A 22795-nucleotide genomic window follows, 5' to 3' on the forward strand; every position below is an offset into this window, starting at 1 on the left:
GGGTCCTTCTAAACGGAGGTGCTGGGACCGGCAGCCTTGGCGTCGGTGCGGCGGCAGCCGTAGCCCAGCAGGTTGGAGGGCTCGGGCACGTTCGGGACGGCGGCGATGTCCGAGCAGGTGAAGGTGTAGGTGAAGGCGGGGCCGGGGGTGGTGCCGAGCCAGGCCCGGTCCTGCTTCTCCGGCACGATCCCCAGGCCCAGTGCGCTCACCGCGTCGTGCTGGGTGTGAGTGTGGGAGAAGACCACGAGTGCCCCCGCAGTGGTCTTCAGCGCGTAGGCGTCGGCGAACTGCGGGTCGGCGGCAGCGAAGCGGGTGGTACCTCGTGGGCCAAACTTTCCCTGCGTCTCGTCGTGCATCTTGATCTGCCGTAGGGAGGCTTCCGACGGGGTGAGGACCTTCTTCCCGGTCTGCTCGCCTCCGGTGGCGTAGTTGTCGGTCACGGCGGAGCGCAGCACACCGACCGGCGCCGGCAGGGACGATGAGGCGGCGTCCACCGCGGTGGCGTACCCGTCCTTGTCGAGCACGATCCGCGGAAGCTGCTCGGGATCGTCGAGGTCGATGGTGGCGACCATCTCCCACTGCTTCGACTGGGTGCTCTGCGCCATGATCAGGACGCGGGCGTACTGCTGCAGACTGCCGGCACGGGTGACGGCAGCGAACCATCGCTGCTGCCCGTCCTTCAACCGCGGGATGTACAGGTCGGTGGCCGAGAGGTCGTACGACCACGGTCGGTACGGCTCGCGGTCGGCCTCGGGCAGGGCCTCGTCCTCCTTCATGTCAGCCAGCGACATCGCGTACCGTGGCCCGCCCTCGACACTGTCGAGAAGGGCGCGATCCTGGCTGAGGCGAGCGAAATTGTTGGTCTTTGAATAGCGGGCGAGGGCCTCGCGTGCCTGCGCGCGGGTGAGCGCAGGGGACGGCGTCGGCTTCGGCGCAGTGCTGGCCCGGGGCGCCTGTTCGGCCTCGGCGGCGCGACTGTTGTCGGTGCAGCCAGTCATGGCCAGGGCGAGACAGGCCACGCCGACCGTCAGCTCCAGGGGGCGACGGATGATGCGGATGTGGGCTCCAATGATCTTCGAGCGGGAAGGTCAGCGCGTGTGCCGCTGCTGCGCCGGGGGGAGGACAGGCGGAGGGAGGGGCGCGGTTCGGGGCGGGGTCGTTGGTGTCCGGGGTGCCGACGGTTGCGGATCCAGTGCCCGCATCCGGTCCTCGGCGACGTGCAGGACTTCTCCGACGTTTCGGAGCTCGGCTGCAGCGTCGGCGAAGTCGTACGACAGATCGAAGCCGTCGTCCTGTTCCGCTTCCTTCGCCTTCTCTGCGGCTGCCTCGAAGAATTCGCCGAGCCGCTCCAGCAGGCCGTGGGTCGGCTCCAGGATCTGGTGGAGCAGGGCGGCGGCGTCCGCGTGCGAGTTTGTTCCGTTGAGCTGGTCGGTGAGAGCGAGGAGCACGTCGCCGTAGGCGTAGGCGGTTCGGTCTGCTCTCTCGGTGACGTCCGGATCCTTGGACGGGTGGGGCGGATGAGCTGCGTGCACGGGTGGGCTTTCGTGGGGCGCGGCGGCGTGGGGCAGCAGCCCGAGCTGCGCGAGGTGATGGTCGAGGGCTGCGATCAAGGGCTGGACGCTGCCGCCGTGGCGGGCCTCTGGTTGTTCGGGGCGATCGGGGTATGCGGGGGGAGCCGAGTCGTAGATGCGCTCGAAATAACTTGACCGGTCGCTGTTGCGCTCACGGGTCACGATCCAACCCTCCGGGTCCCCGGGCGGGCGCTCGGACGGCGGCTCTTGCGGCGGGCCGATGATCAGGTAACTGTCGTCGGGGAGCGACACGCGCACGATGTAGGCGCTGAGACCGAACTCGATGTCACACTCCAGCCCGCGCTCTCGCAGGGGTGTGGTGATGTGCGCGTGGCGGCGCCACAGCTCCTGCCACCACGGGGTGTTCACATTGCGGTGGTCAGGAAGCGGCGCGAGGGGAGTCGCGCGGCGAGTGTCGGGGGTGTTGTCCTCGTCAGCGGCCACGGCTCCTCCTGCGGGAGGCCGGCGAGCGGTGCGGCGGAGGCATCCGGCGGGCAGGGCCGGCTTCCGGTTTCGGAAGCGCGGTGAAGTCGAGTTCGTACTCGTCAAAGGTGGCGATCAGGTCGTGTTCCAGATGGGCTTCGCGGTCGGCGACCTGCGCCATGAGGTCGTCGTGCTCGGCCTGGCACTGCTGGAACTCGGCCCAGTCGGCGTCACTGAAATGAACGGGGCGGTTCAGAGCATTCCTTGGGGGGACGTGGGTGCATCGGGCTGCGGGTTCGGTGCGGTCAGCGGCAGCGACCGCCCGGCGTGGGGGGTGGAGGCAGCGGCGGGCCTTCCTGACGAGTGAGCGGCGCGAGGAAGCGCTGGAAGCCGAGGTGGTCATCGAGTTCCTTCGCCGCGTCACGAAGGGATTCCGAAGTACGCCGCAGGAAGGCGCGGGCTGAGGCGTGGTCGATGACCATGCGGTTCGTGAGGTAGTGCTGGTCGGTCGGGTTGGCAGACCGAGGCAGGGCCAGGGCACACTCCGCAGTCTCGGAGAAGTGCGGGGCTGCGTGGCTCGACATGGTCGCCGCCACACCGAGATGTCTCAGCACGGTGCTGCCGGCACGGGTGGTGCGGTGAGGGCTCCGGGCGAAGTCGGCGGTCAGCCGGAGGACGTCGCGGGAGAGGTCCTGTGCGTCGACGGCGTGCTGGAGCAGTGTGGGGTAAGAGGGTGTGGCCGGAACGTGTCCGTTCTCGTCCAGCAGCTGCCACTGCTCGGCGGCATTGAGCAGTTTGTTCTTCATCGCGTTGAGCGTGCCGATGAGGTGATGGGCCTCGGCGCTGGGTATCAGGTCGCGTTGGATGCCGGGTGTCACGGGCGTTCTGTTCCTGTCTCTATGGTTGAAGTTCAGTCGGTCTCCCAGATGTGTGCAGGCGGATTCTTGAACCGAGGGTGCGGACTTCGACCAAGAGGTCGTCGACCAGTACGACCTGGTGAGGGCTTCGGTCGGCTCTACCAACGGCCATGCGGGATACACCCAGTCGGTGATCACCGACGGCGCGTACTCACTCCCGGGTGCGACCTGCACGGTGAGCTGCGAAGGCGCAGAACGCTTCCTGGCGGGCCTGGAGCATCAGGTATGGAGCGCGGCAGGCGGCTGCGCGCCGCGGGTCCCTAGGTTTCAGAGAGAGCGTGGCGTGAGCGAGTTGCCCACTGCCGGGGTCGGCGGCCGGCTAAGGCGTACAGGGGTGAGTGGGCCCGGACGGGCGTCAGCCGATGGCAGGTAGGACGCGGTCAGGTGGTGGATGCCCGCGGCGACGGCCGCGTCGAGGGTGTCGACGACGGGCAGGCCGGAGGAGCGCAGTCGCTGCGTCGGCTCCAGCCCTCCTGTGTGCAGCACGGCATGGATGCCGGCGGCCTGTGCGGCAACCCCGTCGTCCAGGGTGTCCCCGATGAGTAGAACGGGGCGGGAGGGCGAGACCGCCAGGGCCTGGAGATGCTCGGCGAGGACGCCCGCTTTAGTGCCGTCGCTGCCGCGCCGCCCGTCGACGCGGGTGAAGAGGCCCGCGATGCCCAACTGGTCCACCTCGGAGCGCAGCAGTTCCTCGGGATACAGCGACAGGACGGACTGGCTGTGCCCGAGACCACGAGTGCGGGCCAGGAGCTGGTGCGCTCCGGAGCGCAGGTGTGCAGGGCGGTCGCGTAGGAAGGCGGCGAAGTCTCTTTGTGCTTGTGCCCATTCTCCATCGGAGAGTGGCCGGTTGAGCAGACGGTCGTAGAAGAGGCGGATGGGCAGGATGTGCTTGGCCTGGTAGGTGTGAAGGTCTATCGGCGGGGAGTTGAGTCCGTAGAGGGTGTGGTTGACGGCGTTGAGGAGTTCGGTCCGATCGTCCTTGAGCGTGCCGTTCCAGTCCCACACGATGTGGATGGGCACGAAAGTGTTCCTGTCGGTTGTCGCCGTGTGGTGTGAACTCACGGACCTTTCAGTGCATACGGGCGTCGGTGTCGAAGAGCGCGAGTTCGTGGCTGTGCAGGAGGTGTTGCACGATGAAGCTCCGACCTGCGACTTTCCACAATCCGCGCCCTCGGTTGAGGTGGGCGATGGCGTTCATCTCGACGGAGGTGAGGCCGAGCAGGGAGGCTGCGGCGTGGAGTTGGTCGGTTTCCTGTCGGTAGATGATGCGGGTGCTGCAGTCGGCGAGAAGCCCTTCGGCCAGGGCGCGGCCCTGTGATCCGGCGTCGCCGGCGGTGAGTAGGTCGGACAGCCGGTGGATCACCATGAGGTTGGCGATCCCGAGGCCGCGGCTCAGTTTCCACTGGGCCTGCATCCGCTGCAGCAGACCGACGTGCCGCATCAACCTCCACGCCTCGTCGTAGACGATCCAACGACGGCCGCCGGACGGATCGGAGAGGGCGGACTCCATCCAGGCGCTCGCGCAGGTCATCGCCAGGACGAGAGCGGTGTCGTCGCCGGATCCGCCGAGGCGGGAGAGGTCGATGGTGAGCATGGGCGCGTTCGGGTCGAAGGCGACGGTGGAGGGGGCGTCGAACATGCCGGCCAGGTCCCCGTGGACAAGGCGTCGCATCGCGTGGGCGAGGTCGCGGGCGGCGTCGCCGAGTTGCCCCGACATGATCCCGGCGGCCTCGTCGAGCGCCCGGGGATCGTTGAGGGTGGCAGCGACATTGCCGAGAAGCGGGGTGCATCCGCCCGCGGCGGCGCGGGTGACGACGGCGTCCAGGGCGACGTCCAGGGCGGTGTGCTCCATGGGCATCAGGTCCCGCCCCAGAACGGTCCGGGCCAGGGAGCCGAGCAGGAGCAGGCGTCGCTTGCGGATCTCGCCGACCCAGTCGGCCTCGGAGACGCCCTGTGGGCGCGGCGCCGCGTCCAGGGGATTCAGGCGTCCGGGCAGTCCTGGGCCGAGGGCGACGGACCGGCCGCCGAGGGCTTCCGCGACCGGCGTCCACTCGCCTTTCGGGTCGCACGGTACGTAGACGCGGTATCCGAAGGCCACCGAACGCAGCGCGAAGGACTTGGCCAGGGCGCTCTTGCCCTGGCCGATCACTCCGGCGAGCAGGAGGTTGGGGTTGGTGAACCCCTCGACCTTGCCGTACAGCGCGAACGGATCGAAGACGAAGCTGGCTTCCGCGTGGACGTCGCGGCCGATGTAGATGCCTTCGGCTCCGAGGCCGCCTTCGGCGAGGAAGGGGTATGCGCCGGCGGCCACAGCGGTGGTCATGCGGTGGGCGGGCAGTTTCAGCCGGTTCTGGCGGGCGGAGGCGGGCCCGGGGCGTCCGCTTGACGGGTAGAGCGGTGCGGGTGTCTCGTGCTCGGCGGGCGCGGTGCCTGTCTGGTGGGCGCTGGCTTCGGCACGGGCTTTGGCGGTGGCTTCGGCGAGCTGGCGACGGGCTTTCTTGCGGCTGGCCCGGTCGGTCCCATGCGGGGTGAACAGCGGGCTGGCGGAGGCGCGGCGGGCGCGGCGGGCGGGCCGGTGGCTCATCGGGGGCGCTCGATTCTGCGGGTGGTGCTCATCGCACGCATGCCGTGGTGTGCGCGCGGAGGTCGGTGGGGGTGGTCTTGCGCCGGATGATGTGCCCGGCGGCGAGGTGGCGCTGGCAGATCGTGAGGACTGTCGGTCCCTCGGGAAGCTGTTCGGGGCGGCACTCGGTGGAGTTCGCAGTCGTGATGGGCAGTTGGTGGAAGGCGGCGTGGGTTTCGGTGGCGGCCTGCCACAGCCGGGTCCGCGCGGTGGCGAGGTGGCGCCCGGCAGCGGGGTTCTGGGGCCGGGTGGTGTCTGCGAGCTGGTTCAGAAGCTGGTGCAGCGTGGTCAGGTGGGCGTGCAGCACGTCCAGGTGAACGCGGTCGGCGGCGCGGTCCTGGGTGGGCAGGCTCCGGGCGTGGTGGCGGATGCCGGCGGTGGCGGCACGCAGATAGGGCTGTGCTTCGTGCGCGGGACTGGTGTTCAAGAAGGTCCTTGCTGGGTCGGTGAGGTCAGCGGCGACGGGGGCCCGAGTCGGGCGCCGTCGGGGTGGGGCGACAGGCCGGAGATGGGGCTGGAGCCGACTGGGGCGGCTTGGCTGGCGTCGCTGCGAGCACCCCGTGCAGTTGGGCGAGGTTGGAGAGCCAGTGTGTGAGGAGCTGTTCGCTCACCCATCCATAGGTCTGTGGAGGCCGGGTGAGGATGGTGACGAGGGCCGCAGCCGCGAGTTCCCGCAGATCGTGGGGGAGCGGCGGCAGGGGCTTGTGCGGGCCGTACACGGGGTGGAGAGGCTCGCCACCAGGGCAGGACGAGGCGATCACCGCTGCCGCTGCGACCATCACTTCACAGCTCTCGGTCGTGGTGCTGTCTGGCTGGCAGAGGGCGTGGCGCAGGAGAACCTCGGGCACGCCTGACCGGTCGAGCAGCAAGGCGTAGTCGGCTGCCGAGTCATTGTCGAAGGGGCCAGTGCCCCATGTGCCCATGGAGGACTCCTCCGCTACAAGGTGGTGCGGGCGAGGGGGAGGGCGGCGACGGTGAAGGCGTCGGGCTGCTGGTAGTTGAGGCGGCGCAAGTCGACGCCGGCGGTGACGGCGGCGGTCTCGATCTGTGCGCAGGCGGAGTCGAGGAGAGCGTCGGTCTCGGCCGTGACGGTGACGAGCCCGGTCAGGGCCACGTCCGCGTGCCCGGCGATGAGCTGGCGCTCTCGCGTCTTGACGTCGGCGTACTCGACGGAATCCTCTTCGGAATCGACTTGCCCGCGGCGGGCGCGCTCGTTCGCGTCGGCGATGATTGCGGCCTTCCTTCGCTGGACGTCCCGCAGCGCGGACTCGAGCCCCTGGGGTGCGTAGATGAGGGACAGGCTGCGTCGCACTCCGGCGGTAAACATGATCCCGTGCAGGAAGCCCGCTCCCATTTCGGTGCGCGGCCAGTTCTCCACCCAGTACGTGGCGTGGCGGGCGGAGTCGGTGGCAAGGCGGTCGTACTCCTCGAACTGGACGACAGGTCCCGCGGCTGCGGGTTCCGCTTCGGCGCGGCCGGTCTCGGACCACTGCTGGAGGGCTGCGAGGGCTTTGGGGTCGTAGGCGGTTCGGATGACCGCGGCGATCTCTCGGGCGCTCAGCCACCCGGTCACCATGAGACCGGCGTTCCGGGCGGCTTGGGCGAGGGACGAGGTCGTCTGTTCCATGACGGTGAACGCGCCTGGCAAACCGCCGCCGGCCTGCGCGATCAGGCGCCGGGCGGCCTTGAGATCGAGGGAAATGGCGAGGTAGGTCTCGTGCGGTGCGGCGGCGGGGCCGGCTGAGGAGACCAGTTCGGAGTAGATCTGTCCGGCGACCGGGGTCTGGGGACGCCCGTTATGGGTCCAGTGACGGGTGAGGGTGTCACCGCTGTCGGGGACGGTGCGCTCCAGCACTTGCACGGTGGCGATGTGGCCGGTCCGTGCGATGCCTGCCAGCGCTCGTCCCCAGCTGTTGACGTTGTGGTTCTGGGTGGCGGGGTCGAGGAGGGCGAAGGCGCGGGAGGTGACGCGTGCGATGGCGGTCAGGGTCTGCTGGTGCGGGTCGTGCACGGCCGCAGCGCCGTTGGCGGAGTCACCGGGAGTGACCACCTTGAGGGAGGCTGCGGCGCCAGGCAGGTGAAGGACGCCGTCCTGCCGTGGGCGGGTGACGGGACGGGCGAGCCAGAGCGTCTGGCCGGTCCGGCGGCGGTGTGCGTAGCGGGTGACGATCGGCGCCCAGTCGATGAGGGAGCGGCCGTGCCGGCGGATGGCGATGAGGGCACCGGAGGCGGCCCACAGCGGGGCCAGGGCGACGGCGCCGAGCAGGCCCGTGGAGATCACCGTCATCAGCAGGAGCGCCAGCGTGCACGAGGCCAAGGAGAGCTGGGGGAGTGAGAGGCCGAGGAGGATGCCGCGGCGGCTCCGGTGCGGGAATTTCACCGTGATCGGGGCGGCGGAGAGATCAGTCAAGGGGCGGTTCCTGGAGGCGCGGGTGGTACCCGGGGGCGGGGCGCGTGGCCCCGCCCCCGGGAGTCGGGCAGAGAATCAGAGACCGGCCGCCGGCGGTGGGGCCGACCCGCTGGACGTGGCGCTCTGGGAGCCGGAGGACGGCGGTGCGCCCTGGGGCGGCGGGGTCGTGGTCGGCGGGGTGGACTGCCAACCCTCGCCCTGTCCGGACGTGGCGCTCGCCCCCGATCCGCCGGGCCCTTGGCTCCCGCCCACCTGGCCGCTGGTGTCGTCGGACACACTGGTCGGCGCGGGCTGGACGGCCTTCTCCAGACCGGACTTGACGGCATCGCCACCGGGCGAGACACCCGAGCCGCCGGATGGCGAACCTTCCTTGCCCTCTGTGCCTCCGCCGGTCGGGTTGGCGGCGACATCGCCGGGGAATCCCCCTCCACCGCCGGCATCGGGGCCCTGCGGGGCGGCACCCGCTCCTGCTGCCGCACCGCCGGTCCCGGCGGTGGCCGCAGCCGAGGCGGCCTTGCGGGCGGCCTTCTCGGCATGTGCCTTGGCTATTTGGGCTCCCGCGCCACCGGCACGGTGGATGGACTCGCCGTCGGTGCCGTCGGCTGCCCAGTGCACAAACTTGAAGACCGCATACGGGCACAGCAGCACGAGAACCATGATGACGATGCCGGCCATGACGTCAGCCAGAGCGGCGATGCCGTCCTTGGCCTCGGTCTTGCCCATGGCAGCGATCCCGAGAACGAAGATCACGGTCATCAGGAGCTTGGAGACCACGAGCGTGGCGGTGGCCTCGATCCAGCCCTTACGCCAGCGCCGTGCGACCTCCCAGCCGCCACCGGCGGAAGCGAAGATCGCCAATGTGACCATGACGAGGATGCCGACCTTGCGCACCATCATCACGCACCAGTAGAGGAACGCTCCGATGGCGGCGCCGAGACCGGCAACGACCGGGACGAGCCAGCCCAGTCCGGCCAGGGCACCGATCTGGTTGACCTTCACGATCCGGCGCACGGCCGTCTCGATGTTCAGGTGCGCGGCCTTGAACAGGCCATCGGATATCGCGTCGACCACTTCGACCGCGACCGTCGTGAACGCGATGGCACAGAAGGCGAACAGGACGCCGCTCATGGTGCCGGTGAACGCTTGTGTCAGGGCCTGCCCGTCACGCCGGATGGCTGCCCGCACCAGCTGCGCGCAGAACGTGGCGACCAGCAGGACCAGGCCCAGCGGCAGCAGCATCTCGTAGTTGTCGACGAACCAGCCGGCATTCAGGTCCACCTTCGTGGTGGTGTTGACCGCCTCGGCGGCCAGGTCGGCCGCCGCAGCGGCGAGTTCGCCGGCGGACTTCGCCATCCAGTCACCGATGGCCTTGCCGGGGTCCGAGGCGAAGTCCACCGCGTCGCCGACGGCGCACAGCTTGTCTGCCAAGGGGAAATCACAGAAACCCACGAGGAGTTACCCCTCCGTTCTTGTCTCAGGCGCGGGTCACTGCGTGACGCTCGGGGCGATGGCGGCCAGGGTGCAGTCATGGTTCGGGCGGCACTGGACGGCAAGGGTCACAGCCCGTTCCTCGGCTCCGCCACCACCTTTCTTCCAGGCGATCTGCTGCTTGCCGTTGACGGTGACGACGTAGATGTACGCCTTCGTGATCGCGGACGGGTCATCGGCCAGCGCCTGCTTGAACGCCGAGGGGAAGTGGCCCTCGGTGACGCTGGCACTGGCGTGCTGCTCCTGGTCGGCCATCCGCGACCACAGCACCGGATCGGGCACCTGACCGGAGACCGAGGCCCAGTCGGCGTACGCGCTCTCGCCGGTCATCCAGGCGTGCATACCGGCCAGCTGCTGGTCGCGGCTGGTGTTGCGGGTGTCGTAGGACCACAGCATCTGGGCCGCCGCCTTGGCGTAGGCGACCGGCTCGGCGATCTGGGGAGGCTTGGGCACCGCCCCCGTTCCGGAGGAAGGCTTCGGGGCGTCCTCGGTGGAGGACGGGCTGTCCGTCGGGGCGGGTGTGGCGGCCCCAGGAGCCTGGTGCCCGTTTCCACCGCCGGTCAGTAGGGCGACGACCGCGGCGATGGCGAGGAGGACGGCGACGGCGGAGGCGACGATCGCGATGCGCTTGCCGGCTGGCCAGTGCGCCCCGTACGAGAGCGCCGAGAGAGAAGGGAATCGTGTCCGCATCAGTGAACCTGCGACCCCAGATTGGAGAAGAACGCGACGATCCCGTTGGCGGCGCCGAGGCCGAGTGCAGCGCCGGCGGCCACGGTCGCACCCTTCTTCCCGTTGGCCTCGGCCTGGTGGCCGCCGGTGTGGTGGCCCCAGGCCCACACGCCGAGCGAGACGGCGAGGGCGCCGACCACGGCGATGATGCCGAACATGTTGATGCTGTTGACGACGTTCTTCAGCACGGCGAGGCCGGGCAGCCCGCCGCCCTGGGGCGAGATGCCTGGGTCGTAGGCGAGGTGGATGACGCGGTCTGCGAGAGGGACGGACATAGGTGTGGCAGGGCTCCTTGCATACGCGGGCCAGGCGAAGGCCGGCAGAAAAGGGGAAGCGGAGGGGGGAGGTGTCCTCTCGGGCGCGGAGGATGTTGCGGCGGCGGCACGCCCGGCGCGGTGGCGGGCGGGGCGTCAGAGGACGCGGCGGGCGGCGAGAATCGTCCAGTCCTTGATCGGGGTGATCCGGACCGGCTTGGTGGTGCGCGGCGCCTCGATGACGAGGCCCTCGCCCATGTACATGCCGACGTGTTCGGGCCGTGCGGCGCTGCCGCGGCTGAAGATCAGGTCACCGGGCTTGAGCTGGGCGGGCGATACTGCCTTGCCCTCGTTGACCTGCGTATACGTGGTGCGGGTGAGGGTGACGCCGACGCGGGCGTATGCCTGTTGCATCAGGCTGGAGCAGTCGCAGCGGCCCATCGGGTCGGGTCCGTGGGCGTTGGTGCAGGACCCGCCCCACTGGTAGAGCGTGCCGAGCTGGTGCATCGCCCACTCGATGGCCTTGCGCGCCTTCGGGTCGGCGTCCTTGGGGATCGTGTAGCCCTTCGGGACACTCCCCTCGGGGATGGGACCGAAACCGGAACCGTCCTGGCCCGGCGCGCAGCCGGTGGTAAGGGTCGGCGGTTGCGTGGTCTGGTCCGTGTCGGTGCCGCCGCCGGGGAAGGTCTTGGCGATGGCAGCCTGCAATGCGGTGGCCAGGTTCTCCCACTGCGCGTACGCGTCCGGCAGGCCGGATTTCTGTACGGCTTGGGCGGCCTGGGTGACGGTCATCTGCTGCCAGCCGTTCACCTTGAGCAAGTGCTTGTAGAACTGCTCGGAGGCGTAGACCGGGTCGCGGATCTGCTGGGCGCTGCCCCAGCCCTGGGATGGCCGCTGCTGGAACAGGCCGAGGGAGTCGCGGTCGCCGTAGTTCAGGTTGCGCAGCCGGCTCTCCTGCATCGCCGTGGCGAGCGCGATGATCTGGCCCTTCGTGGGGACGTCGAGCGAGAGGCCGGCGGCCACGATCGTCTGCGCGTTGGGGACCTGCTCGGAAGGCAGGTCCAGGCCCTCGATGTCGACGTTCTCGCCGGATGCGCCGTCGAGGATCTTGCCGACCTGCTCGGCGACCTTGTCGGTGTCGATGCCGGTCAGGCAGTTGCTGAGGGAGCCGCTGCTCTGTACGGCGTCGGCGGAGGTCGCCAGCATCATGCCGGTGCCGGCGATCAGGATGGGGGAGAGGAAGACGACGCCGATGCCGGCGGCAAGCGCCTTCAACCGGAGCCGATCGCTCGCCGGTCACCGGTTTCGGGCATGGGTGGATAGCGAGACGTCATGAACGTGTCCTTCGGGGTGCGGTGACCGGCGTGCCGTGAGCGCGAGGCGTCATGGAAGGGCGCGGCGGCCGGGGTGGGCGATCGGGACGGGCTGGCACGGGCGAGTTGCCGCTCGCCACGTGCGACCGGGCCGTGAACTAGGTGTTCCAGGGCAGGGAGTACCTCTGTAAGGCACGGAGGGGAATAGCCAGCGGCGGTGTGCGCCGGGCGGTTCAAAAACAGTAGGCGCGGATCGGCCGTTGACCAAAAAATCGGCGTGAGGTATCGGAATCCGGCACCTCAACGGAGCACTTCTTGGTCGTCGGCGGATTCGCCTCTACAGTTTTTGGACTCCCCCTCACCTTCCTCGGTCTGTGGCCCTGGGCTTCTGCATGCCCGATTCCAGCCCGCGAGGACTACTGCGTGAGGCGGTGAGTCCCATTTCGCTCCGCGTTCCCATACCCGAATAGGGGTTCCTCTTTGCCTTTTTCCCTGCACCAGGGCGACGCCCTCAGCGTCCTCACCGGCCTTCCAGACGGCTGCGTCGACTCCGTCATCACCGACCCGCCGTACAACAGCGGGGGCCGGACCGCGAAGGAGCGCACCACCCGCTCCGCCAAGCAGAAGTACACCTCCGCCGATTCCAAGAACGACCTCGCCGACTTCACCGGCGAGAACATGGACCAGCGCAGCTATGGGTTCTGGCTGACGCAGATCATGACCGAAGCGCACCGTCTGACGAAGACCGGCGGGACCGCGCTGCTGTTCACCGACTGGCGCCAGCTCCCCACGACAACGGATGCGATCCAGGCGGCCGGATGGCTGTGGCGGGGCGTGCTGGCCTGGCACAAGCCGCAGGCCAGGCCGCAGAAGGGCCGGTTCACCCAGAACTGTGAATTCATCATCTGGGCATCCAAGGGGCCGATCGACGGCTCCCGTAACCCGGTCTACCTGCCGGGTATGTACTCAGCGTCGCAGCCCTCGGGGTCCAAGCGCCAGCACATCACGCAGAAGCCCGTCGAGGTGATGCGCGAGCTGGTCAAGATCAGCCCCGAGGGCGGCACGGTGCTCGACTTCTGTGCCGGCTCCGGCTCCACGGGCGTCGCTGCCCTGCTGGAAGGCCGGGACTTCATCGGTGTGGAGAAGACCGAGCACTACGCGTCGATCGCGGCCGACCGGCTCACCGAGACAGTCCGCGACACGCTCACCCAGGACGACGTGGTTCTCACCGCCTGAGCCGTGACCGCGCTTCCGGTCGAGGCCACTGGAGCCCTTAGCGGAATCCCGGCACAGCAGAGCCTGTATCTCGCCGTCTGGTCCGTGCGTCGCCGCTCCGTCCTTCTCTCTTTCCGCGTCCCGTAGGAGGCCGAAACTTTTCATGCCCGAATCCAAAAAGCCCGCTGACGAGGGGGAGCTGGAGCCGGTTCGTATCCCGGATCCGCAGCTGGAGGGAATCGTGGCGAGCGTCCGTCGGCTTATGGAGCAGTCGGCGCAGCAGGCGCAGCAGCTCGACCACCTCGCGTCCGCCCCGGAGCCGAGCGGATCGCCGTTCGCCGCGTTCGGCATGCCAGGGCTCGGCGGGCCGCCTCTCGCCGTCCCGCCCGAGCCGCGCCCGATCCTGGAACTCGACGGGGAGGAACGGGAAGACGAACTCGACGCCCTGTCGGACTGGGTCGACGACTTCTTCCTCCCGGTCTACGGCTCGGAGGTCACCACCGCGGCGCCCTGGTGTCTGCAGTGGCAGGAACACGACGATGTCGTGGCCTGGCTCCACGCCCTGTGGCTCGCCTACCAGCAGCACAAGGAACCCGACGCCGGTCTCTCCGGTCTGTTCGTGTGGCACCGGGATTTCCTCACCCACGCTGTCGCGGCGATCCGCGCCCCCGGCGGCCCGCTGTCGGCGTGCATGACCTCTCCCGACCGTCCCGCACACCGTCTCCTGCCGGGCCCGCCGCCGTCCGTGCGCACGGAGGCGGCGGCCTCGGCGGAAGCCGCCGGGCCTGCCGAGCCGGACGAGCCGACGTCATGAGCACGGGACAGGGGCAGCCCGCCTTCGGCCTGAGCTTCGACCCCCGAGCCCTGACCGACCTCCTCCAAGCCCCCAGCGACATTCGCGACCTCACCCTCGCCTACCTGCAGGAAGTCGTGAACGCTCAGCGCTTCGGGCTGCGCCTCGACGGTGACCTGGAGGGATTCCGGAAGCTGTTCGTGGACGCGCGCAAGGAATGGCGCGTCGTCTACGGCCTCCGCCCGGCACCCGCGGAGTCCGCACACCCGAAGGAAGTTCACGTTGTCGCGGTCCGACCGCGTGCGGGCAACGACGTCTACGACGAAGTCGGCCGCCGCCTGGGGATGGCCCGCCGGCCGCTGAGCGCCCGCACTCACGCGGCACGCTCCCGCCCGCCGCAGCTGACGACCCGCGGCCCCGTGCCCCGGCCCGGTCCACCGTCCACCGCACTGCCGGGTCTGCCCCGTCCCGCATCCAACCCCACGCACTATCACGCCCGCTGACCGCCTGGAGCCCTGCCTATGCCTCCTGAACCGACGCCGACACCAGTGCGGCGTGCGGTCTCCCCGCTCGACCACCGCGTCGAAGCCGCCACGGGCCACGACATCGACACCCTGTGGGCCTACCGCGACCGCGGTGTCCTGGACGAGCCTCACGCCCACATGGTCGACCGACACCGTGAGCTGGCCAAGGCCCAGACCGGTGTCGTGTTCTACCTCAAGCTCCTCAACCGTCTCTCCAGCGGCGAGTTCGATGTCGATGACGCCCTGCTCACGCGCATCGACCGCACGGTGAACCAGCTGGAGGAGGCCACCGATACCCGCGATGCCGCTGCCCGGACGGCGAGCGCCGCCTTGGAGCCCATCGAGGCCGCCGCGACGGCCTCGGCGCAAGGCCCGAGTCCGCTCTCGACGGACGACCATGCGGCTCTCCTCGCCATCGCTGGCGGCGCCAAGCTCTACGAACACTTGCTGACTGGCCGGATGTCCGTAACCGCTGCCTCCGGCACTCGCATCCCTCACCCCGAGCTGCAGCGGCTGGAGGACGCCGGCCTGGTCGACCGGGACACCGGCCATCCCCTGCACGCAGGCCAGCCGGTCGCCCTCACCGACACCGGACGCGCCGCGCTGTTCGCCGCGCGCCGCACCCCCACAACCCAGGCGCCCAAGCTCCCGGCTCGGCCCGGCACACCGGCGTCCACCCCGACGCAGCGGCGCTGAACTCCACCGAAAGGCCCCTGTTGTCTCCCACCGAACCGGAACCGGCTCGGAACCTCATCCCCCAAGTCAACTTCGGGATCGACGACTTCGACGCCGACGAGGAGAGATACCTCGACTTCTACCGTCAGGTCGCCGTCCACGAGGACATGCTCGTCCCCCTCGCCGAACACCACAGCGGCTTGCACAGCTTCTACGTACTCTTCGACCGCACCGCCACGTGGGGGCACCCCGGCAAGCCGCAGCTGCTTGCCGTGCACCTTCAACGGGACTTCGAGAGGAAGACGTTCGCCTTCGAGCGAGCTGCCCTGCCGCTGCCCGCAATGGCCCAGTCGTGGCTCATCCACCGTGGCTGCCCGCACGAAGCCATCAGCCTCGACGCCGAGCTGGGGCCTCCGCCGGCGGACGAAGCGACTCGTGCGCTGGAGAAGCGCCTCGCGGACGACGGCGACCGCTACGCCATGGGCTACTCCTACACCTGCGACGACCCGGACGACATGGTCACCGTCGTGGCACTGCGCGCCCTGGACGAGCGAGCCCCCAGCCCGTACCGCGTCGTGGTCGAGGAGGTCGACACCGACGCGTGGACCCACACCCTGCGCGAGGGTGGCTTCGACACGAGCACGGCCGCCCTGCAGTGGTGCGAGGACCGTCTCACCGGCGAGGCCAGCCCTCTCCCACCGGTCCGCCCATCAGCCTCAGCCACCCCTCCGGCAGGGGTTGCGAAGACCCTTGCCCCGCGCCCGGCCGGCCGCTCTCGCTGAGCGTCAAGCCCGACGCAAGCGGCGCAACATAACCGACGATCGCCGGTTAGCCAAACCGGCGATTCTCCGGACTCTTATACAGCCGCCGCGACAACAACCGCGGCGCCATTCCAAGTAAATCCCCCATGCCCTCACGGAGGTTTCTTCCGCATGCGCTCCACCCGAATTGCCATATCCGCAGCGATGCTCGGCGCTCTCGCTGTGCCCATGCTGTCCGCCACGACCGCCAGCGCGGCACCCGCCGTCGTGGCCGCCGCCCCCGCGAGCAGCTGCTCCTCCCTGCCGCCGCTGCCCTACGAGGTCCACACGGCGGCCGTGACCATCCGGTCCAAGGCCACCACGAAGTCCACCGCGCTCGGCGTGCTCTACCGCAGCCACATGTTCACCGTGCACAAGAAGAGCGGCAACTGGCTCTACATCACGGACAGGACCACGGGCGTCAAGGGCTGGGTGTCCGGCACGTACGTCTACCGCGACGTCCGCATGTGCCTGAACTGACAGAGCTCGTGCCTGCTTTGGCCGAGCCACCGGGACAGGTGCCCCTCATATTTCTGCCAGGCACCGGCCTTTCCAGAACGGAGCTTTTCTCTTGTCCGACGGCATTTCCGTTGACGTCGAGGATGTCGTGGGCGTGCTCACCGAACGGATCGAAGCGCGCTTCGACATGGACATGGAGCATCTGAAGGCCGCAGTGGCCGCCGCGCCGACCGCCAACCCTGACGCCACCGACATCGTCAAGTGGCACGGCCATCTGGTCGCGGCCCAGGCTGCGCTCAACCGCGCGGAGACCGCGCTGGAAACGCAGCCCAGCGAGGTCGACGACCCGACCATGGGCCTCGCCCACCGTGTGAACGCGGCCGTTGCCACACGCGACGGGCGGGCCATCATCGTGCGATGGCTCCTGGACCCGGACGCTCTGGGTAAGCAGGGCCGCGCCGCCGAACGCCTTGCCCGCCTGCGCCCGCGAACCGGGCCGGCTGTGCAGACCAGCGCTCCCCAACGCCCCCCGGGGCCACCGGCGCCGGCATGGCGGGCGGGTAGGGCCGTGCGATGAGCCGGGACAAGGCCAGCACCATGGACGCTGAACTGCAGAAGGTCTTCGGGCCCCCGGTACCCAAGCTGTACGAGGCGGCGACCGGCCCCGATGCCTCTCCGGCGCTCGCCCGCGCCCTGGAACTTCGTTCCTTCCTCGCGCTCACCGAGGAGCAGGTCGCCCGTGTCCGAGACCGTGTGCACACGGACATGGATCCGGATCGCGATATGGGTGATCTGTCGGCGGACAAGCTCCGCGCCGATGCGCAGTGGCTGGAGGCGGCGCTGGACGCACGCGACAGTTATCGCGTAGCCCTCGGTGAGCTGCTGCGCACCATGCCTCCTCCTGGCCAGCTGGCCCGGCCCGTCCGCATGGCACAACTCAGGACCACCGCGACCCTGCCCCCGTCCGCAGCCCCGGCACCCCAGCGTGCCGGGGCGGCCCGGGCCCACCGACCGTGAAAGCCGCAGCTTGTCCCACCTCACGTCCGCTGGGGTAGCCGGACGGATCGAGGACCTGTACGGCGCGCCGCTCGCCGACCTTGAAGCCCACGCCCGTGGCCAGGCGCCCGGCATGCTCTCCGCTCTGCTCGGCATGCACGGCACCCTTGCCCTCGCCGAGCGCAGCATCGACTTCCACCGCGACCACCTCGCCCGGCTCATCCACCCCGAGCGCCAGGTCGGCCGGCACGAGGTCTCCCATCTCCTTGACGGTGTACGCCGGCTCGCCGAGGCCGTCGCGGTCCGCGACGTCCAGGCCAAGTCGCTCGACGCCGTTCTGCAGAGCCTCGCCCGCGTCCCGGCCCCGGAGCCGTCCCCGGCGACTCCCTCGCCAGCCGTCCCGGCTTCGCCCCTTCCGGCTCCGGCCCTTCCGTGCCAGAGCGCGGCACATAGCCGCTGATCCGGCTATTCCCCCTTATTCACCAGGAGTTTTTTCCGTGGCCATCACTGCTCTGCCTCCCGACACCGACGCCGACATCACCCGCGTCACCGAGGCCCTCGCCATGATCACCCCACGCTGGAACGTGAGAATCCTGTTGGCGCTCTCCGGGCCGTCGCAGCGGTACAGCGAGTTGGCGGCCAAGGTGTCCTGGCTGCAGAGCGGCCAGCTCCACCCCAAGCTCAAGTCGTTGTGCGACGCGGGCCTCGTCGAGCGCACCGAACACACCGCACGGCATGTGACCTACGGACGCACCGAGCGTGGCGAGGCCCTTCTGCCGGTCCTGCCGGTGATCGTCACCTGGGCCGAGAAGCACCTGGAGACGGCGGACCGTCCGCTGCCGGCGATCGAGCAGATCGAGGACAGTCTCACCCTGCTCACCCGGCGGCACGCCGCCTCCATCCTGTGGGTGCTCAAGGCCCGCCAGGACGTCGGCGCGATGGCTCTGGCACGGATCGTGATGCCCAGCAGTGACTGGACCAACGTGTATCCGCCGCTGAGGCAGCTCGTCGCCGACGGCTTGGTCGACACCGAGGGCAACGGCCGGCCCTACCGGCTGTCCGCGGCGGGCGACGGCCTGGGCCCCGTTCTCGGTGCTCTGTCCGCGTGGTCGGCCGGGCAGCCCCTCAGCCAGGCAGCCCATCACCCGGTCTGGGGGCACACCCAGACGCAACCCGCGCCGAGCCAGTGGGTCAGCAGCCAGCCACGGTCTGTCCCGGCGGCCCTCCCACAGACCCGCACGCTTGAGACCTCACCGGCGTGGCACAACCGCGACCTCTTCTCCCACGCCACGCCCGCACGCCCGAAGGCGGCCCTCCCGGCGGGAGGCCCGCGCCGATGACCACCCTCTTCACTCCCGCCGAAGTACGCACCGCCGTTGACCTGCTGGCCTCACACCCCTTGATCCGCCTGGTCACCGAGATCGACGACAACGGCACGATACCGCCGCGACGACTGGCCAACATCCTCCCCGACCTCCCCAGGCACCAGCAGCGCAGCGCCACCGAAGCCGCCCGCGCCCACGGTCTCGTCCGGACCGCACCGGGCACCGGACTGGAACTCACCGAGCCCGGGTCGGAGCTGGCTGATCTGTACGACGCGGCAGCTCGCTGGGCCCGCCGCCACGCCTACCCGACACCGGTCTGCGAGTTCAGCAGCCGCATCCGACACGTCCTCGACCTGCTGACCCCGTCACTCGTGGCCCAGGACGCCGAAGGCAGTTCGTGGCCGTGGGGCGCACACCTGTCGAGCGCCGAGGCCGTGGCAGACCTCGGCCGTGTCCGCGCTCTGCTGATCCAGTGGCTGGCCGACAGCCCCCAGGCCACCCGGATACCCGAGCCCGAGCCGGTCGCGTGAGCGCAGCGATTGCACCCCGGCACGCACGCCACAGCACCGGGCTGATGCACGGTATCTACCTGCCCCGTACGGCGGACGCGTTGGCGTCCGCGATGTCCACGTACGGCATCCCGCTGCTGGTCCTGGCCACCACCAACTCCGCCGCGCTGACGGGCGCCGCGTTCGCCCTGGAGTGGATCCCGCGGCTGATGGCGTTCGGATGGGCCGGATCGATCGTCGACCGGCGCGGGGCGGCCGTCGTCTTCCACCTCGCCTCCCTGGGACGCGCGCTGGCCCTCGCCGCCGGCGCGGTTCTGCTGCACCTCTACCCATCCGGCCTCGTCGCGAGCGTGACCGTGATGGTGCTCGCGGCGACGACCGGCATGCTCACCGAGTTCAGTTACATCGCGGCCGAGACCGCGGGTGCCGCCGCCGGCCGCCGAGCGGGGACACGGGCCCACCGCGTCCAGGCCGTCCTGCTCGGTATCGACCAGACCGCGATGCTGGCCGGCCCGGCGCTCGCCGGACTCCTCCTGCTCGCCGGGCCACCTCCCATGCTCGCCGTGATCACCGCATTCTCGCTGTGCGCCGCGCTGCTCGCCCTGCGCACACCCCCCTCGCCCGTCGTCCCCGCCCGCGCACCGAAGGGGCAGCCGGGCACCGGACTGCTCACCGGGTGGCGCACCATCCGTTCCCTTCCCGCGCTCGGCTGGCTCGTGACCGGGCTGACCCTGTCCAACCTGGCCACCGGGCTCCTCCAGGCGGCCGGCCCGGTGATCGTCGTCAAGCACTTCGGACAGTCCACCACGGCCGTCGGCCTGGTCTGGTCCGCAGCCGCTGGAGCAACACTCCTCAGCGTCACCCTCTGCCGCTTCGCCCTCGACCGCCTGGGCCTGTGGCCGGTCGGCGCCACCTGCGCCGCCCTCGCCTCACTCGCCTGCCTCGCCGCCGCCCAGGCCCCCGACTACCTGTCCTACCTGATCCTGATCGCGGTCCTCATGGCGGCCGAAGGCGGCATGACAGTCGTCCTGCGCACCCTTCGCTCCCGCCTGATCCCTCCGGAGAAGTTCGGCAGCACTCTCTCGGCGACCATCCTCATCCTCCTGCTGCCCTTCCCCCTCGCGGGCATCCTCACCGCGCTCACCCCACCAGACGCACTGGGCCACGTCATCACCGCCTGCGCCGCCCTGCAGGCCCTCGGCCTGTTCTGCGCCTTCGCCCGGCTGCGCACCGATCCCGCCCTGCGCACCTGACCCTGCCGCACTCCCCAGCCTGTGGAGAACCTCATGCCCACCGCCGTCCTCGGCTCGCACCGCGCGAGCGGTCGCAGCATCACCGAACAGTTCCACGCCTTCGACGCGGCCAACCCCCACGTCTACCGCGCGCTGGAACGCATGGCCACCCGCCGTCTGGCCGCCGGCGCCACACGAGTCAGCCTCAAGGACCTCTTCGAAGACCTGCGCCGCCAACTCCCGCACGGCGTAACCGGGCTGAACAACAACTACACCTCCCTCTACGCGCGCCAGCTGATCGCCGACCACCCCCGCTGGGCCGGCGCGTTCGAGTTGCGCCGTCGCCGTGCCGCCTGAGACACCTCTGCCTTTTCTCTCGTCCTGCCGTCCACTGATACGGAGAACCCTTTCCTTGTCCGCTCGTCCCCTCGTACTCCTGGTCTCTCCGGGTGATGAGACTTATCGCGGCTACTGCCTTGAGCAGGTGGCCGCCGCGTACGACGTCGTCCTGCTCACCGGTACCGAGCCGTCGTGGGAGAGGCCGTTCATCGTCGACCATGCCGTCGCCGACCTCACCGACCCCGCAGCCCTGCTCGCCGGTGGCCGGGCCCTGGCCGAGCGCCACGACTTGGCCGGCGTGGTCACCTGGGACGAGTGGCACCTCGTCCCCACCGCCCGCCTCGCCCGCGCGCTTGGTCTGCCCTCGAATTCCGTCGAGGTGATGCGGGCCTGCCGCAACAAGGGCACTGCCCGTACCCTGTTCGCCCGCCATGGGGTACCGTCGGCCGCCTCGATGAAGGCACGAACGCTGCTGGAGGCCGGCCTTGCGACGATGACGCTGGGCTTCCCAGCCGTCTTCAAGCCCGCCGCATTCGCCGGCAGTATCGGCGTGATCCGCGTCGATGGGCCCGAAGAGCTGCCTGCCGCGTTCGCGTTCGCCTCCAAGGGCGCGAGCCGCAGCCGCGAGGACACCGGCGTCCTGGTCGAGGAGTACCTCGACGGACCGGAATTCTCCGTCGAATGCGTCACCCATCAGGGACGGACCACCGCGGTCGCCCTCACCCGCAAGCACTTGGGGCCCGCCCCGTACTTCGACGAGACCGGGCACACCGTCGATGCCGCCGACCCTCTCCTGGCCCAGGTCGCCCCGACCGCCGCTGCCGCGGTCAACGCGATGGGGATCGCCGACGGTGTGCAGCACGTCGAACTGCGTCTCGTGGACGGGAGGCCCCGGCTGATCGAGGTCAACGCGCGCATCGGCGGCGACATGATCGGCCACCTAGTGCGCCTCGCCACCGGCATCGACCTGCCCAAGGCCGCCGCCGACCTCGCCTGCGGCCGGGCACCGGACCTCACCCCGACCCGACGCGGGGCAGCGGGCATCCGCATGCTCTACCCGGAAGCCTCCGGCACCCTTACCACGCGGCACATCAACACCCCGTTCGCCGCCCATACCCCGTGGCTGCGGCAGGTGCAGTGGATCCGCGAGATCGGCGAGCAGCTCCGCCTGCCGCCCGACGGTGACCTGTTCACCGCCCGGGCCGGGTTCTACATCGTCACCGGCCGGAACACCGCCGAGGTCACCGACCGCCTCGATGCCGCCGCCGACGAGATCACCGTCGCCACGAGGGCAGACCGATGAGCTATCAGCCCGATCCGCGCTCCGACATCGACGGGGACGTCTACGTCTCCCCGCGCTACCTCGCCGGCACCACCGGCATCGGCGACCCAGCCCTCGCTCCGCTCCTCGACCTCGGCTGGGAACTGCAGCACGACGACCTCGGTAACGCGTACACGAACGCCCCCGACCACAAGATCCACCTCGGCTACCTCCCCGCAGGCGAGGACGACGGTCTCTGGCGCATCAACGCCTACCAGGACCCGTTCGGACCGCCGACCTGGGGCGTTTGCTTCAACGACAGCACCCCCACCGAGTTCGTCCAGGCATTCACCACAGCTCTCGCCTCGGCGTACGAGCAGGGCCCAGACGCCTACCTCGCGGCACCGGACTCCCGAAGCGATGACCGCGAGCCGTTCCTGGCCGTCGTCCCCCTCATCAAACGAGGCTGGCAGCTGGAGCGCACGCGGTGGGGCAATCTCGCAGTCCAGTCACCCGACGGGCTCGCCGGGCTGGAGTTCACCACCGGGCCTCTGGACCCGGAAGCCGAACTGACCACCCGAGACGCCCGCTGGCAGCTGTGGGCCGGCAAGTCCATCGACCGGCCTGCCTGGTACGCGACCGCCAGCACCGGCACCCCGGTCGCCCTGCTCACTGCCGTCACCCAGTGCGTCTCCGACCCGGCCCCACTGCCCCGTTGGCGCGAGGCGACGTTCAGTTACCGCGAGGGCATGGTCCAGCTCACTCCGATCCTGCCGCCCGGCCCGCCGACTCCCACCCCGCTCGACGTGCAGCGGGCTGTCTCATCCCGACGCCTGGCCGCGCTCCCCGCGACCAGCGTCCCGCGCTGGAGCACCACCAGCCGACCGGCCCTGCCCGGCCCCCGTCGCTGACGGCAGCCCAACCCCACATCTGGAGAAC

General features: G+C 69.9%; 28 protein-coding genes. 15 read left to right on the plus strand and 13 right to left on the minus strand.

Annotated features, from left to right (window positions below):
- Positions 1–8: 8 nt before the first annotated feature.
- The 13 genes from ACFYQ5_RS20795 to ACFYQ5_RS20855 form a co-directional block, all read right to left on the minus strand.
- A complete protein-coding gene (locus ACFYQ5_RS20795) occupies positions 9–998 on the minus strand; it encodes a hypothetical protein (protein WP_389199329.1) in 990 nt (329 codons plus the stop codon).
- Positions 999–1088: 90 nt separating this feature from the next.
- Positions 1089–2015, minus strand: a complete 927-nt coding sequence (locus ACFYQ5_RS20800) for a hypothetical protein (RefSeq protein WP_389199330.1) — start codon at positions 2013–2015, stop codon at positions 1089–1091.
- On the minus strand, positions 2005–2175 hold the full coding sequence (locus ACFYQ5_RS20805) for a hypothetical protein (protein ID WP_366533060.1): 171 nt from the start codon (positions 2173–2175) through the stop codon (positions 2005–2007). Before ACFYQ5_RS20805 ends, ACFYQ5_RS20800 begins: the two co-directional genes overlap by 11 nt.
- Positions 2176–2299: 124 nt before the next feature.
- On the minus strand, positions 2300–2872 hold the full coding sequence (locus ACFYQ5_RS20810; RefSeq protein WP_389199331.1) for a hypothetical protein: 573 nt from the start codon (positions 2870–2872) through the stop codon (positions 2300–2302).
- Positions 2873–3178: 306 nt separating this feature from the next.
- On the minus strand, positions 3179–3931 hold the full coding sequence (locus ACFYQ5_RS20815; protein ID WP_389199332.1) for an HAD family hydrolase: 753 nt from the start codon (positions 3929–3931) through the stop codon (positions 3179–3181).
- Between the two features lie 49 nt (positions 3932–3980).
- Positions 3981–5495: an ATP-binding protein gene (locus ACFYQ5_RS20820; protein WP_389199333.1), complete on the minus strand. Its 1515-nt coding sequence runs from the start codon at positions 5493–5495 to the stop codon at positions 3981–3983.
- Positions 5496–5523: 28 nt separating this feature from the next.
- Positions 5524–5961 carry a DUF6238 family protein gene (locus tag ACFYQ5_RS20825; protein ID WP_389199335.1) on the minus strand — a complete coding sequence of 146 codons (438 nt, stop codon included), beginning with the start codon at positions 5959–5961 and terminating at the stop codon, positions 5524–5526.
- A gap of 25 nt (positions 5962–5986) precedes the next feature.
- Positions 5987–6457, minus strand: a complete 471-nt coding sequence (locus ACFYQ5_RS20830) for a DUF4259 domain-containing protein (protein WP_389199337.1) — start codon at positions 6455–6457, stop codon at positions 5987–5989.
- A gap of 14 nt (positions 6458–6471) precedes the next feature.
- Positions 6472–7944 (minus strand): SCO6880 family protein, encoded by a 1473-nt coding sequence (locus ACFYQ5_RS20835; RefSeq protein ID WP_389199338.1) that lies wholly within the window; start codon positions 7942–7944, stop codon positions 6472–6474.
- Between the two features lie 75 nt (positions 7945–8019).
- The gene (locus ACFYQ5_RS20840; protein WP_389199340.1) at positions 8020–9393 is read right to left on the minus strand and encodes an ATP-binding protein; all 1374 of its coding nucleotides are present in this window, start codon (positions 9391–9393) and stop codon (positions 8020–8022) included.
- Positions 9394–9429: 36 nt separating this feature from the next.
- On the minus strand, positions 9430–10122 hold the full coding sequence (locus ACFYQ5_RS20845) for a hypothetical protein (RefSeq protein ID WP_389199342.1): 693 nt from the start codon (positions 10120–10122) through the stop codon (positions 9430–9432).
- Positions 10122–10436, minus strand: coding sequence for a DUF6112 family protein (locus ACFYQ5_RS20850; protein WP_366533051.1), 315 nt, complete (start codon positions 10434–10436; stop codon positions 10122–10124). Before ACFYQ5_RS20850 ends, ACFYQ5_RS20845 begins: the two co-directional genes overlap by 1 nt.
- Positions 10437–10571: 135 nt before the next feature.
- On the minus strand, positions 10572–11690 hold the full coding sequence (locus ACFYQ5_RS20855) for a C40 family peptidase (RefSeq protein ID WP_389199344.1): 1119 nt from the start codon (positions 11688–11690) through the stop codon (positions 10572–10574).
- Between the two features lie 518 nt (positions 11691–12208).
- Between ACFYQ5_RS20855 and ACFYQ5_RS20860 the strand changes: the two genes are divergently transcribed.
- From ACFYQ5_RS20860 to ACFYQ5_RS20930, 15 genes are all read left to right on the plus strand, one after another.
- Entirely contained in the window at positions 12209–12964 is a 756-nt protein-coding gene (locus tag ACFYQ5_RS20860) for a site-specific DNA-methyltransferase (RefSeq protein WP_366533049.1), read from the plus strand.
- Positions 12965–13205: 241 nt separating this feature from the next.
- The gene (locus ACFYQ5_RS20865) at positions 13206–13757 is read left to right on the plus strand and encodes a DUF4913 domain-containing protein (RefSeq protein ID WP_366533101.1); all 552 of its coding nucleotides are present in this window, start codon (positions 13206–13208) and stop codon (positions 13755–13757) included.
- Positions 13754–14239 carry a hypothetical protein gene (locus tag ACFYQ5_RS20870; protein WP_366533048.1) on the plus strand — a complete coding sequence of 162 codons (486 nt, stop codon included), beginning with the start codon at positions 13754–13756 and terminating at the stop codon, positions 14237–14239. Before ACFYQ5_RS20865 ends, ACFYQ5_RS20870 begins: the two co-directional genes overlap by 4 nt.
- Positions 14240–14257: 18 nt before the next feature.
- Positions 14258–14956: a hypothetical protein gene (locus ACFYQ5_RS20875; RefSeq protein WP_366533047.1), complete on the plus strand. Its 699-nt coding sequence runs from the start codon at positions 14258–14260 to the stop codon at positions 14954–14956.
- A gap of 17 nt (positions 14957–14973) precedes the next feature.
- Positions 14974–15717 (plus strand): hypothetical protein, encoded by a 744-nt coding sequence (locus ACFYQ5_RS20880; RefSeq protein WP_389199451.1) that lies wholly within the window; start codon positions 14974–14976, stop codon positions 15715–15717.
- Between the two features lie 183 nt (positions 15718–15900).
- A complete protein-coding gene (locus ACFYQ5_RS20885; RefSeq protein WP_389199452.1) occupies positions 15901–16215 on the plus strand; it encodes an SH3 domain-containing protein in 315 nt (104 codons plus the stop codon).
- A gap of 91 nt (positions 16216–16306) precedes the next feature.
- Positions 16307–16771 (plus strand): hypothetical protein, encoded by a 465-nt coding sequence (locus ACFYQ5_RS20890; protein WP_389199347.1) that lies wholly within the window; start codon positions 16307–16309, stop codon positions 16769–16771.
- On the plus strand, positions 16768–17211 hold the full coding sequence (locus ACFYQ5_RS20895) for a hypothetical protein (protein ID WP_389199348.1): 444 nt from the start codon (positions 16768–16770) through the stop codon (positions 17209–17211). Before ACFYQ5_RS20890 ends, ACFYQ5_RS20895 begins: the two co-directional genes overlap by 4 nt.
- 10 nt (positions 17212–17221) lie before the next feature.
- Positions 17222–17650: a hypothetical protein gene (locus tag ACFYQ5_RS20900; RefSeq protein ID WP_366533045.1), complete on the plus strand. Its 429-nt coding sequence runs from the start codon at positions 17222–17224 to the stop codon at positions 17648–17650.
- A 37-nt stretch (positions 17651–17687) separates the two neighbouring features.
- Positions 17688–18530, plus strand: a complete 843-nt coding sequence (locus tag ACFYQ5_RS20905; protein WP_389199350.1) for a winged helix-turn-helix transcriptional regulator — start codon at positions 17688–17690, stop codon at positions 18528–18530.
- The gene (locus tag ACFYQ5_RS20910) at positions 18527–19045 is read left to right on the plus strand and encodes a regulator (RefSeq protein ID WP_366533043.1); all 519 of its coding nucleotides are present in this window, start codon (positions 18527–18529) and stop codon (positions 19043–19045) included. Before ACFYQ5_RS20905 ends, ACFYQ5_RS20910 begins: the two co-directional genes overlap by 4 nt.
- Positions 19042–20277 carry an MFS transporter gene (locus tag ACFYQ5_RS20915; protein ID WP_389199352.1) on the plus strand — a complete coding sequence of 412 codons (1236 nt, stop codon included), beginning with the start codon at positions 19042–19044 and terminating at the stop codon, positions 20275–20277. Before ACFYQ5_RS20910 ends, ACFYQ5_RS20915 begins: the two co-directional genes overlap by 4 nt.
- Positions 20278–20310: 33 nt before the next feature.
- On the plus strand, positions 20311–20613 hold the full coding sequence (locus ACFYQ5_RS20920; protein ID WP_366533041.1) for a hypothetical protein: 303 nt from the start codon (positions 20311–20313) through the stop codon (positions 20611–20613).
- A gap of 55 nt (positions 20614–20668) precedes the next feature.
- On the plus strand, positions 20669–21898 hold the full coding sequence (locus ACFYQ5_RS20925) for an ATP-grasp domain-containing protein (RefSeq protein ID WP_389199354.1): 1230 nt from the start codon (positions 20669–20671) through the stop codon (positions 21896–21898).
- Positions 21895–22767 carry a DUF317 domain-containing protein gene (locus tag ACFYQ5_RS20930; RefSeq protein WP_389199356.1) on the plus strand — a complete coding sequence of 291 codons (873 nt, stop codon included), beginning with the start codon at positions 21895–21897 and terminating at the stop codon, positions 22765–22767. Before ACFYQ5_RS20925 ends, ACFYQ5_RS20930 begins: the two co-directional genes overlap by 4 nt.
- The last annotated feature ends 28 nt before the right edge of the window (positions 22768–22795 follow it).

This window comes from Streptomyces sp. NPDC005794, from assembly GCF_042871445.1.
In the GTDB taxonomy this organism is placed as follows: domain Bacteria; phylum Actinomycetota; class Actinomycetes; order Streptomycetales; family Streptomycetaceae; genus Streptomyces.